Here is a 10,964-nt window from a genome sequence, read left to right as displayed (position 1 = left end):
GAAGGGATCGCCATGGATGACGACGGTACGATGTACCTGGTGAGCGAACCGAATCTGTTTTACGTCTTCAAGAAACCAGCGCAAAACTGACCTGCACCCCACCTCCAATGTGGGAGCGGGCTTGCTCCGCGCGCAGGGTCTTCACGCCTTCACTGGTCCCCAACAACAGCAGATCCGCCGGACGCGCCGCGAACAGGCCATTGGTGACCACGCCGACGATCGCGTTGATCTGCGTCTCCAGCTCCACCGGGTTGGTGATCTGCAGGTTGAACACATCGAGGATGATGTTGCCGTTATCGGTCAGCACGCCTTCACGGTAAACCGGGTCGCCGCCCAGTTTCACCAACTGGCGGGCCACGTGGCTGCGAGCCATCGGGATCACTTCCACCGGCAACGGGAACGCGCCGAGCACCGGCACCAGTTTGCTGGCGTCGGCGATGCAGATGAAGGTCTTGGCCACGGCCGCGACAATCTTCTCGCGGGTCAGGGCCGCGCCGCCGCCCTTGATCAGGTTCAGGTGTTCGTCGCTTTCATCGGCGCCGTCGACATAAAACTCCAGGTCGCTGACGGTATTGAGCTCGTACACCGGAATGCCATGGCCCTTGAGGCGGGCGGCGGTGGCTTCGGAACTGGCGACGGCGCCATCGAATGCACCCTTGTGCCGGGCCAGGGCGTCGATGAAGCAATTGGCGGTGGAGCCGGTGCCGACCCCGACGATGCTTTTGTCGTCGAGTTTCGGAAGGATGAAGTCGACGGCGGCCTGGGCCACTGCCTGTTTGAGTTGATCCTGGGTCATGCGGGCTCCGGAAGCGGGCAAGGTAAGAACGGAAAGGCCGGCATTATAGCTCCAAGCAAGGTTAAAACCTCTTGATTCGTGTGGTCGCCCGCCCAAAAGCCGGGTTAGACTCCGTGGTCCTGCCCAACCCGCTCAGTGATGCTTTCCGATGCTTGAACAGTACGTCAAAAAGATCCTCACCTCGCGCGTTTATGACGTTGCCGTAGAAACCCCATTGCAGACTGCCCGCCAGCTCTCCGAGCGGCTGGGCAACGAGATCTGGCTCAAGCGCGAAGACTTGCAGCCGGTGTTCTCGTTCAAGATTCGCGGTGCCTACAACAAGCTCACGCAGCTCAGCGATGAAGAGCGCGCCCGTGGCGTGGTCACGGCTTCGGCGGGCAACCATGCGCAGGGCCTGGCCCTGGCGGCGAAAGTGCTGGGCGTGAAAGCGACCATCGTCATGCCCAAGACCACCCCCGAGATCAAGGTCGAAGGCGTGCGTTCACGCGGCGGCAAAGTGGTGCTGCACGGCGATTCGTTCCCCGAGGCGCTGGCCTACTCGCTGAAACTGGTCGACGAAAAAGGCTACGTCTACATTCACCCCTATGACGATCCCCACACCATTGCCGGGCAGGGCACGGTGGCCATGGAGATCCTGCGTCAGCATCCGGGGCGCCTGGATGCGATTTTCGTCCCGGTGGGTGGTGGCGGACTGATTGCCGGCATCGCGGCGTACGTCAAATACCTGCGCCCGGACATCAAGATCATCGGCGTCGAGCCGGACGACTCCAATTGCCTGCAAGCCGCCATGGCCGCCGGCGAGCGCGTGGTGCTGCCGACCGTGGGCATCTTTGCCGACGGCGTGGCGGTGGCCCAGATCGGCCAGCACACGTTCGATATCTGCAAAAACCATGTTGACGAGGTCATCACCGTCAGCACCGACGAGATCTGCGCGGCCATCAAGGATATCTACGACGATACCCGCTCGATCACCGAACCTGCTGGTGCCTTGGGCGTGGCCGGAATCAAGAAGTACGTCGAGCAGCGGGGCGTCACCGGGTACACCTTCGTGGCCATCGACTCCGGCGCCAACGTCAACTTCGATCGCTTGCGCCACGTGGCCGAGCGCGCCGAGCTGGGCGAGGGCCGTGAAGCCATCATCGCCGTGACCATCCCCGAGAAACCGGGCAGCTTCAAGGCGTTCTGCGAAGCCATCGGCAAGCGCCAGATCACCGAATTCAACTACCGCTACAACACCGGCAGCGAAGCGCACATCTTCGTTGGCGTACAGACGCACCCGGACACCGACCCGCGCAGCGCGTTGATCGCCAGCCTGGACGAGCAGGGCTTCCCGGTGGTCGACCTGACCGACAACGAACTGGCCAAGCTGCACATTCGTCACATGGTGGGTGGCCGTGCGGCGCATGTGGTGGATGAAGTGATCCTGCGCTTCGAATTCCCGGAGCGCCCGGGCGCGCTGTTCAACTTCCTCAACAAGCTGGGCGGGCGCTGGAACATCTCGATGTTCCACTACCGCAACCATGGCGCGGCCGATGGCCGTGTGGTCGCGGGCCTGCAAGTGCCCCACGAAGAGCGTCATCTGGTGCCGGCGGCGCTGGAAGAGATCGGCTACCCGTACTGGGATGAAAGCGACAACCCGGCTTATCAACTGTTTCTTGGCTGAACGGCTACGCTGATGGGCACGGCATAAGGAAATCGAACCATGGAAACGTTAACAGCCCTGAAAATGGCACACATGGTGGCGACGGTGGTCCTGCTGTTGAGTGCGCTGGGCCTGGGGATCTGGGTCTGGCGGGCCAAGCGTAATGGCGATGCGACGGCGGCGAGCCGAACCTTGCAACGGCCGCGTGTGTTCATCTGGCTGTTGATGGGGCTGGCGTTGCTGAGCATGCCGTTCACCGGTTGGTGGATGGTGCACCTGGTGGGCTGGCCGTTGGGGCAGACGTGGTTGCTGGCCTCTAGCGTGCTGTACACCGTGGCGGCACTGGCTTGGTTCTGGTTGTTGGTGCGTCTGAATAGAGTGCGCAAGACGCCGGGTGGCGTGGGCAAGTTTACCTTTGCCTTGGCGTTGTTCAGTTTTGTCTGTTTCGTGGCGATTGCGGGGTTGATGGGCGCAAAGCCGGTTTGACCGTTTAAACCGGTTCGCTCCATTCGCGAGCAAGCCCGCTCCCACATTTGGTCTTCAGTGAACCAGATGTTGTGTAGGTGGGAGCGGGCTTGCTCGCGAAGGCGATTTCAGTCGCGCAACGAAATGACCGGCCAGCCACGCTTCTCGGCCTCAGCCCGCAGATTCGGATCCGGATCAACCGCCACCGGGTTCGCCACCTGCTCCAGCAACGGCAAATCATTCATCGAGTCGCTGTAGAAATAGCTGTCCTCCAGGTTGTACCCGGTCTCTTCCAGCCAACGATTCAGTCGTGTCACCTTGCCCTCACGGAAACACGGCACGTCGGTGCTGCGCCCGGTGTAACGACCGTCCTGCATTTCGCATTCAGTGGCGATCAGGGTATCGACGCCCAGGCGCTCGGCGATAGGGCCGGTGACGAAGCGGTTGGTGGCGGTGATGATCACCAGCTTGTCGCCGGCATCGCGGTGTTTGGCCAGCAGATCGAAGGCCTTGGGCAGCATGAGTTGGTCAATGCAGTCGCGCATGAACTCGCTGTGCCACTGATCCAGCGTGGCCATTTCGGTGCGGCCCAATACTTCCAGGCAGAAGTTCAGGTAGGCGGCGTTATCCAGCTTGCCCGCCAGGTAATCCTGATAGAACTCGTCGTTGCGTGCCTTGTAGGCAACGGCGTCGAGGAAGCCGCGCTCACACAGGTAGTCGCCCCAGGCGTGATCGCTGTCGCCGCCCAGAAGGGTGTTGTCCAAGTCGAATAAAGCCAGCCGCATTGCAGTTACTCGCTGAAAAGTCTGTCGAAAGGCGTCCAGAATACGGACTTTTCACAAGAGTGCACATAACGTAGGCCGGCGCGTTGCTGCGCTCACAACCTTTGTGGAACAATGCGGCGACATGCGTTTGCGAGGTTGTTGCCGTGATCGACCCCGATGGTTTTCGTCCTAATGTCGGGATCATTCTTACGAATGATGCCGGCCAGGTGCTATGGGCTCGCCGTATCAATCAAGATGCCTGGCAGTTTCCCCAGGGCGGGATCAATCCCCAGGAGACGCCGGAAGACGCCTTGTACCGCGAGTTGAACGAAGAGGTGGGCCTGGAGCGCGAAGATGTTGAAATACTCGCCTGCACCCGGGGCTGGTTGCGCTATCGTTTGCCGCAACGCCTGGTCAGGACGCACAGCCAACCGCTGTGCATCGGCCAGAAGCAGAAATGGTTTCTCCTGCGCCTGATCTCCAACGAGCAGCGGGTGCGGATGGATTTGACCGGTAAACCGGAATTCGATGGCTGGCGCTGGGTCAGCTATTGGTATCCGTTGGGCCAGGTGGTGACATTCAAGCGCGAGGTGTATCGACGCGCTCTCAAAGAGCTTGCCCCGCGCCTTTTAGCGCGCGACTGACGACGGAGTTCGACCCCGAGCCATGCTCAATACGCTGCGCAAGATCGTCCAGGAAGTTAACTCCGCCAAGGATCTCAAGGCGGCGTTGGGGATTATTGTGTTGCGCGTCAAAGAGGCCATGGGCAGCCAGGTCTGCTCGGTCTACCTGCTTGACCCCGAGACCAACCGTTTCGTGCTGATGGCCACCGAGGGCTTGAACAAGCGCTCGATCGGCAAGGTCAGCATGGCGCCCAATGAAGGTCTGGTCGGCCTGGTCGGCACGCGTGAAGAACCCCTGAACCTCGAAAACGCCGCGGACCACCCGCGCTACCGCTACTTCGCCGAGACCGGTGAAGAGCGCTACGCCTCGTTCCTCGGGGCGCCGATCATCCACCACCGCCGCGTCGTCGGCGTGTTGGTCATTCAGCAGAAAGAACGCCGCCAGTTCGATGAAGGTGAAGAAGCCTTCCTCGTGACCATGAGCGCGCAACTCGCCGGGGTGATCGCCCATGCCGAGGCCACCGGTTCGATCCGTGGCCTGGGCCGCCAGGGCAAGGGCATCCAGGAAGCCAAGTTCGTCGGCGTGCCGGGTTCGCCGGGTGCGGCGGTCGGTACCGCGGTGGTCATGCTGCCACCGGCCGACTTGGACGTGGTGCCCGACAAGACCATTACCGACATCGAGGCCGAACTCGGGCTGTTCAAGACCGCCATCGAAGGCGTGCGCGCCGACATGCGCACCTTGTCCGCCAAGCTTGCCACGCAACTGCGCCCGGAAGAGCGCGCCCTGTTCGACGTCTACCTGATGATGCTCGACGATGCGGCGCTGGGCAGTGAAGTGACCACCGTGATCAAGACCGGGCAGTGGGCCCAGGGCGCCTTGCGCCAGGTGGTGACCGATCACGTCAACCGCTTCGAATTGATGGACGACGCCTACCTGCGCGAGCGTGCGTCGGACGTCAAGGACCTGGGGCGTCGCCTGCTCGCCTACTTGCAGGAAGAGCGCCAGCAAACCCTGGTCTACCCCGACAACACCATTCTGGTCAGCGAAGAACTGACGCCGGCGATGCTCGGCGAGGTTCCCGAAAACAAGCTGGTGGGCCTGGTCTCGGTACTCGGTTCCGGCAACTCCCACGTGGCGATCCTGGCCCGCGCCATGGGCATCCCGACGGTGATGGGCCTGGTCGACCTGCCGTACTCCAAAGTCGACGGCATTGGCATGATCGTCGACGGCCACCGTGGCGAGGTCTACACCAACCCCAGCGACGTGCTGCGCAAGCAGTTCGCCGAGGTGGTGGAGGAAGAGAAGCAGCTGGCCCTCGGGCTGGATGCGCTGCGCGATCTGCCCTGTATCACGGTCGATGGCCATCGCATGCCGCTGTGGGTCAACACCGGCCTGCTGGCGGATGTGGCGCGCGCGCAAAAGCGCGGCGCCGAAGGTGTCGGCCTGTACCGCACCGAAGTACCGTTCATGATCAACCAGCGCTTCCCGAGCGAAAAGGAACAGCTGGCGATCTACCGCGAACAGCTCGCCGCGTTCCACCCGCAACCGGTGACCATGCGTACCCTGGACATCGGCGGCGACAAGTCGCTGTCCTACTTCCCGATCAAGGAAGACAACCCGTTCCTGGGCTGGCGCGGCATTCGCGTCACCCTCGACCACCCGGAAATCTTCCTGGTGCAGACCCGCGCCATGCTCAAGGCCAGCGAAGGCCTGAACAACCTGCGGATCCTGCTGCCGATGATTTCCGGCACCCATGAGCTGGAAGAGGCCCTGCACCTGATTCACCGGGCCTGGGGTGAAGTGCGCGATGAAGGTTGCGACGTGCCGATGCCACCGATTGGCGTGATGATCGAGATCCCGGCGGCGGTGTACCAGACCAAGGAACTGGCGCGGCAAGTGGACTTCCTGTCGGTCGGCTCCAACGACCTGACGCAGTACCTGCTGGCCGTGGACCGTAACAACCCGCGGGTGGCCGACCTCTACGACTACCTGCATCCGGCGGTGCTGCAAGCCCTGCAGAATGTAGTGCGTGACGCCCATGCCGAAGGCAAGCCGGTGAGTATCTGCGGCGAAATGGCCGGTGATCCGGCGGCGGCGGTGCTATTGATGGCGATGGGTTTCGACAGTCTGTCGATGAACGCCACCAACCTGCCGAAGGTGAAGTGGATGCTGCGCCAGATCAACTTGAGCAAGGCCAGGGAATTGCTGGCCGAGCTGATGACCATCGACAATCCGCAGGTGATTCACAGCTCGCTGCAGCTGGCGCTGAAGAACCTTGGGCTGGCGCGGATGATCAACCCGACGGCGGTCAAGCCCCTCTAGACTGGCAGCGCCCCCTAATCGCGGGCCCACGCGTATCTCGGTGGCTCACAAGTTCCGTGAGCACCCGAGATCCCTCTGGGAGCGGGCTTGCCCGCGAAAGCGTCAGCCCAGGCAACGCTAAATCAAAATGTCCACTTCCCCCAAATGCCCGCCATACGGCCCGAAACTCCTTTCGACCACATGCCGGGCACCATCGGCCTGCACAATCAGCGCCGTGCTCGCCCGGGTTCCATAACTCTGGCTGGCAATGAACACACTCGACAGCAGCGTCTCGGTGGCCAGGCCCACGCCCGTGTCCGGCAACTCGGCAAACGGCGCTTGCTGCGGATCGCCGAGCAAGGCCAGCAAGGCCTGGGGTTGCGGGTCGTCCAGCACCTCGCTCAACGCCGCTTTGGCCCTGAGCAGTTTTGGCCATGGCGTATCCAGCCCGGCGTTCGACAGCCCGTAGACCCCCGGCGACAACATTACCGCCTCCGATTCCCGGGCATTGAAGTGCCAGAGCTCATGGGCATTGCCGATTATCAGATTAAAACCGCCATACTCCGGCGAACGGGCGACAACATCGGCTAAATAGTCATCGATTGGTATTTCGCCGGTGAGAAAGCGCGCCACCAATTCACCCCGGGACTTGCGCCCTGGCGGCCGATGGGGATCGCGGATGTTGGTCAGTGCGGCAAAGCGCCCGTGGGGGCCAACGCCGAGCCAGGTGCCGCCGGCCTCCAGGTCGCGACCGGCGAACACCTGCGGTGATTCCGGCCATTGCGCGAGTGGCAGGCTGGGGCGGGCGTAGAACTCGTCGCGGTTGGCCGCCACGATCAGCGGTTGGGCATGACCCGGTCGCCAGGCGAAGACAATCAGGCACATAAGGTGATCCTTGTGTGTTTTTTGCCCACTCTACGCAGTCATCGTGCGGGTATCCATCGCCATCCAGTGGAGCCCAAGGCCATGCATCCGTTACCATGCCGCTCCGGTTTTGGGGTTGGGTGGGGAAACAGCATGGAATTTCTGCTCTATCTGGCGCTTGGCAGCTGTGCCGGCGTGCTGGCCGGGCTGTTCGGCGTGGGCGGCGGGATCATCATCGTTCCCGTGCTGGTATTCAGTTTCAAGGCGCAAGGTTTCGATCCGTCCATCCTGACCCACCTCGCCGTCGGTACGTCACTGGCCACGATCATCTTCACGTCGGTCAACGCGGTGCGCGAGCATCACCGCCGTGGGGCCGTGCGCTGGCCGATCTTCGCATGGCTGACTGTCGGCATTCTGATCGGCGCCGGTTTTGGCGCCCTGACCGCCGAAGCGATCTCCGGGCCCAACCTGCAAAAGATCATCGGCGTGTTCGCCCTGGTGATCGCCGCGCAGCTGGCGCTGGACCTCAAGCCCAAGGCCAGTCGAACGGTGCCGGGCAAAGTGGGGCTGACCGTGGCCGGTAGCGTGATCGGTTGGGCGTCGGCGATTTTCGGGATTGGTGGCGGATCGCTGACCGTGCCGTTCCTGACCTGGCGCAGCGTACCAATGCAGCAAGCGGTGGCGACGTCGTCGGCCTGTGGCCTGCCGATCGCTTTGGCAAGTGCATTAAGTTTCATGATTCTGGGCTGGCATGATCCGTTGCTGCCGGCCCATAGTCTCGGTTTTGTGTACTTGCCGGCGCTGCTGGGCATTGCCCTGACCAGCATGTTTTTCGCCCGTTTCGGCGCGCGGCTGGCGCACAATCTGTCGCCAAAGTTGCTGAAAAGACTGTTTGCCGCTTTGCTGTTCTGCGTTGGCCTGAACTTTCTGGTCTGAAGCATCTGCTCTGACGCGCAGCGCAATCCTGGCTTAATCCCGAGGTGGCAGCGTCGCCCGGGAATTTTGAAGATTTGAACGTTAATAAGGAGTCGCAATGCTGCCTTACCCGCAGATCGACCCGGTGGCCCTGGCCATCGGTCCGCTGAAAATCCACTGGTACGGCTTGATGTACCTGGTCGGCATCGGCGGCGCCTGGCTGCTGGCGTCACGCCGCTTGAACCGCTTCGACCCGACCTGGACCAAGGAGAAGCTCTCCGACATGGTGTTCTGGATGTCGATGGGGGTGATTGTCGGCGGTCGTCTGGGTTATGTGCTGTTTTACGATCTGCATGCCTACCTGGCCAACCCGACGCTGATTTTCGAAGTGTGGAAGGGCGGCATGTCGTTCCATGGCGGCTTCATCGGCGTGATGCTGGCGGCGCTGTGGTTTGGCAAGAAGAACAACAAGTCGTTCTTCCAGCTGATGGATTTCGTCGCGCCGATGGTGCCGATCGGCCTGGGCGCGGGGCGCATCGGCAACTTCATCAACGCCGAGCTGTGGGGCAAGGCGACCGACGTGCCGTGGGCCATGGTCTTTCCGCCGTTCAGCGACCCGGCGCAGCTGCCGCGTCACCCGTCGCAGCTGTATCAATTCGCGCTGGAAGGCGTGGCGCTGTTCCTGATCCTGTGGCTGTTCTCGCGTAAACCGCGACCTACCATGGCCGTGTCGGGCATGTTTGCGCTGTTCTATGGCATCTTCCGTTTTATCGTCGAATTCGTCCGCGTACCGGACGCGCAACTGGGCTACCTGGCCTGGAACTGGCTGACCATGGGTCAGGTGTTGTGCGTGCCGATGATCCTCGGTGGTCTGTTCCTGATCTGGCTGGCGTATCACCGCGCCCCGGCCACGCCAGCGGCAGCCGTATAAATTCGAACCCCGCAGCGATGGCTGCGGGTTCAAGGACACAGGTAACTCATGAAGCAATATCTCGAACTGGTCGCCCACGTCATCAAGAACGGCACCCGGCAGGCCAACCGCACCGGCGTGAACACCATCAGCTTTCCCGGCGCGATGCTGCGCTATGACCTGCAGGAAGGTTTCCCGGCGATCACCACGCGCAAGATGGCCTTCAAATCGGCCATCGGCGAGATGTGCGGTTTTCTGCGTGGCGTGAACAACGCCGCCGAATTCCGTGCATTGGGCTGCAAGGTCTGGGACCAGAACGCCAACGAAAACGCCCAGTGGCTGGCCAACCCGTTCCGCCAGGGCGAAGACGATCTCGGTGAAATCTACGGGGTGCAATGGCGCAAATGGCCGGCATACAAGCAGATCCCGGTCAGCAACCCGGCCGCCATCGAGCAGACCCTCAAACAAGGCTATCGCCAGATCGCCGAAGGTGAGGAAGACGGCCAGGCCTACGTGGTGCTGTACAAAGCCATCGACCAGGTGCGCCAGTGCGTCGACACCATTATCAAGGACCCGGGCAGCCGCCGCATCCTGTTCCACGGCTGGAACGTTGCCCAGCTCGATGAAATGGCCCTGCCGCCGTGCCACTTGCTGTACCAGTTCCACCCGAATGTCGAGACCAAGGAGATCTCCCTGACCCTCTACATCCGCTCCAACGACCTGGGCCTGGGCACGCCGTTCAACCTCACCGAAGGTGCAGCGCTGCTAAGCCTGATCGGCCGCCTGACCGGCTACACGCCGCGCTGGTTTACCTATTTCATCGGTGATGCCCACGTCTACGAGAACCACCTGGACATGCTCAACGAACAGCTCAAGCGCGAGCCGTTCCCGATGCCGAAGCTGAAGATCTCCGACCGCGTGCCGGAATTTGCCAGGACCGGTGAGTATCAGCCGGAGTGGCTGGAGCTGGTCGAGCCGGGTGATTTCTCGCTGGAAGGCTACGAACACCACGCGCCAATGACCGCACCGATGGCGGTCTGAGGCCGGACATTGAACCAATGTGGGAGCGGGCTTGCTCGCGAAGGCGGCGTATCAGTCGACATCTCTACAGACTGAAACGGCGCCTTCGCGAGCAAGCCCGCTCCCACATTTGGTTTTGTAGTGGTCTTAATGACCGTGGCTTCGGCCCACGTGTGAATGCTCAACTTCCGTCGCCACCACCCCGCCGCTCACTTCCAACCGCTGCAAAATCCCGCACTGATCGATGCCCGGCCCTTCGCCACAACGTTGGCGCAGGTCGAGCAGTTGCGCCTGCAACGCCAACAATCCATCGATCCGCGCCTTCACGTGATGAATGTGCTCATCGATCAATGCGTTAACGCTCTCGCACTGATCCTGCGGACTGTCGCGAAAAGCCAGCAGGCTGCGGATTTCTTCGAGGGTCATGTCGAGGGTGCGGCAGTTGCGGATGAAGGTCAGCCGCTCGGCGTGGGCCTGGGTGTAGACGCGGTAGTTGCCATCGCTGCGCGCCGGTTCCGGCAGCAGGTTTTCGCGCTCGTAGTAGCGAATTGTCTCTACCGCGCAGTCCGTGAGTTTCGCCAGTTCTCCAATCTTCATGACGATCATCTCCAAAATGGGTGCTTGACCCTATAGTGGCTACAGGGTCTTTACTTGGCAACAGGC

General features: G+C 61.8%; 12 protein-coding genes. 8 read left to right on the top strand and 4 right to left on the bottom strand.

The window, feature by feature from the left end:
* Positions 1 to 90, top strand: a 90-nt coding sequence (locus F8N66_RS31145) for an SdiA-regulated domain-containing protein (protein WP_150773714.1), incomplete at its 5' end; no start/stop codon positions are given.
* Here the strand turns inward: F8N66_RS31145 and rpiA are convergent.
* A complete protein-coding gene (gene rpiA, locus F8N66_RS31140) occupies positions 68 to 796 on the bottom strand; it encodes a ribose-5-phosphate isomerase RpiA (RefSeq protein WP_150773713.1) in 729 nt (242 codons plus the stop codon). The two genes, F8N66_RS31145 and rpiA, sit on opposite strands and share 23 nt — an antisense overlap.
* Positions 797 to 944: 148 nt before the next feature.
* On the opposite strand from rpiA, the gene ilvA reads away from it, so the two are divergent.
* Together ilvA and F8N66_RS31130 are read left to right on the top strand one after the other, a co-directional pair.
* On the top strand, positions 945 to 2,459 hold the full coding sequence (gene ilvA, locus F8N66_RS31135) for a threonine ammonia-lyase, biosynthetic (RefSeq protein ID WP_150773712.1): 1,515 nt from the start codon (positions 945 to 947) through the stop codon (positions 2,457 to 2,459).
* Positions 2,460 to 2,498: 39 nt separating this feature from the next.
* Positions 2,499 to 2,924, top strand: coding sequence for a DUF2269 domain-containing protein (locus F8N66_RS31130; RefSeq protein ID WP_150773711.1), 426 nt, complete (start codon positions 2,499 to 2,501; stop codon positions 2,922 to 2,924).
* A 107-nt stretch (positions 2,925 to 3,031) separates the two neighbouring features.
* Here F8N66_RS31130 and F8N66_RS31125 read toward each other — a convergent pair whose 3' ends face one another.
* On the bottom strand, positions 3,032 to 3,688 hold the full coding sequence (locus F8N66_RS31125) for an HAD family hydrolase (RefSeq protein ID WP_150773710.1): 657 nt from the start codon (positions 3,686 to 3,688) through the stop codon (positions 3,032 to 3,034).
* A 143-nt stretch (positions 3,689 to 3,831) separates the two neighbouring features.
* Here F8N66_RS31125 and F8N66_RS31120 point away from each other — a divergent pair, with 143 nt between their 5' ends.
* Both F8N66_RS31120 and ptsP read left to right on the top strand, forming a co-directional pair.
* Complete coding sequence (locus F8N66_RS31120) at positions 3,832 to 4,311, top strand: RNA pyrophosphohydrolase (RefSeq protein WP_007897732.1); 480 nt, start codon at positions 3,832 to 3,834, stop codon at positions 4,309 to 4,311.
* Between the two features lie 22 nt (positions 4,312 to 4,333).
* Complete coding sequence (ptsP, locus tag F8N66_RS31115; RefSeq protein WP_150773709.1) at positions 4,334 to 6,613, top strand: phosphoenolpyruvate--protein phosphotransferase; 2,280 nt, start codon at positions 4,334 to 4,336, stop codon at positions 6,611 to 6,613.
* 117 nt (positions 6,614 to 6,730) lie between these two features.
* Here the strand turns inward: ptsP and F8N66_RS31110 are convergent, their stop codons facing one another.
* On the bottom strand, positions 6,731 to 7,477 hold the full coding sequence (locus F8N66_RS31110) for an NRDE family protein (RefSeq protein WP_150773708.1): 747 nt from the start codon (positions 7,475 to 7,477) through the stop codon (positions 6,731 to 6,733).
* A 132-nt stretch (positions 7,478 to 7,609) separates the two neighbouring features.
* Here F8N66_RS31110 and F8N66_RS31105 point away from each other — a divergent pair, with 132 nt between their 5' ends.
* From F8N66_RS31105 to F8N66_RS31095, 3 genes are all read left to right on the top strand, one after another.
* Positions 7,610 to 8,392 (top strand): sulfite exporter TauE/SafE family protein, encoded by a 783-nt coding sequence (locus tag F8N66_RS31105; RefSeq protein WP_150773707.1) that lies wholly within the window; start codon positions 7,610 to 7,612, stop codon positions 8,390 to 8,392.
* Between the two features lie 97 nt (positions 8,393 to 8,489).
* Positions 8,490 to 9,302, top strand: coding sequence for a prolipoprotein diacylglyceryl transferase (gene lgt / locus F8N66_RS31100; RefSeq protein ID WP_150773706.1), 813 nt, complete (start codon positions 8,490 to 8,492; stop codon positions 9,300 to 9,302).
* 48 nt (positions 9,303 to 9,350) lie between these two features.
* Complete coding sequence (locus F8N66_RS31095) at positions 9,351 to 10,322, top strand: thymidylate synthase (RefSeq protein WP_150773705.1); 972 nt, start codon at positions 9,351 to 9,353, stop codon at positions 10,320 to 10,322.
* A gap of 126 nt (positions 10,323 to 10,448) precedes the next feature.
* On the opposite strand, the gene cadR is transcribed toward F8N66_RS31095, so the two are convergent.
* Entirely contained in the window at positions 10,449 to 10,898 is a 450-nt protein-coding gene (gene cadR / locus F8N66_RS31090; protein WP_150773704.1) for a Cd(II)/Pb(II)-responsive transcriptional regulator, read from the bottom strand.
* Positions 10,899 to 10,964: the final 66 nt, after the last annotated feature.

Origin of the sequence: Pseudomonas fluorescens, from assembly GCF_902498195.1 — a bacterium.
Classification (GTDB): Bacteria; Pseudomonadota; Gammaproteobacteria; order Pseudomonadales; family Pseudomonadaceae; genus Aquipseudomonas; species Aquipseudomonas fluorescens_BU.
This window is presented reverse-complemented; position numbering and strand designations above follow the sequence as displayed.

Excerpts from the sequence above, each read along its gene's own strand:
- rpiA (WP_150773713.1), bottom strand. The coding sequence starts at position 796 with ATGACCCAGGATCAACTCAAACAGGCAGTGGCCCAGGCCGCCGTCGAC.
- ilvA (WP_150773712.1), top strand. The coding sequence starts at position 945 with ATGCTTGAACAGTACGTCAAAAAGATCCTCACCTCGCGCGTTTATGAC.
- F8N66_RS31130 (WP_150773711.1), top strand. The coding sequence starts at position 2,499 with ATGGAAACGTTAACAGCCCTGAAAATGGCACACATGGTGGCGACGGTG.
- F8N66_RS31125 (WP_150773710.1), bottom strand. The coding sequence starts at position 3,688 with ATGCGGCTGGCTTTATTCGACTTGGACAACACCCTTCTGGGCGGCGAC.
- ptsP (WP_150773709.1), top strand. The coding sequence starts at position 4,334 with ATGCTCAATACGCTGCGCAAGATCGTCCAGGAAGTTAACTCCGCCAAG.
- F8N66_RS31110 (WP_150773708.1), bottom strand. The coding sequence starts at position 7,477 with ATGTGCCTGATTGTCTTCGCCTGGCGACCGGGTCATGCCCAACCGCTG.
- F8N66_RS31105 (WP_150773707.1), top strand. The coding sequence starts at position 7,610 with ATGGAATTTCTGCTCTATCTGGCGCTTGGCAGCTGTGCCGGCGTGCTG.
- lgt (WP_150773706.1), top strand. The coding sequence starts at position 8,490 with ATGCTGCCTTACCCGCAGATCGACCCGGTGGCCCTGGCCATCGGTCCG.
- F8N66_RS31095 (WP_150773705.1), top strand. The coding sequence starts at position 9,351 with ATGAAGCAATATCTCGAACTGGTCGCCCACGTCATCAAGAACGGCACC.
- cadR (WP_150773704.1), bottom strand. The coding sequence starts at position 10,898 with ATGAAGATTGGAGAACTGGCGAAACTCACGGACTGCGCGGTAGAGACA.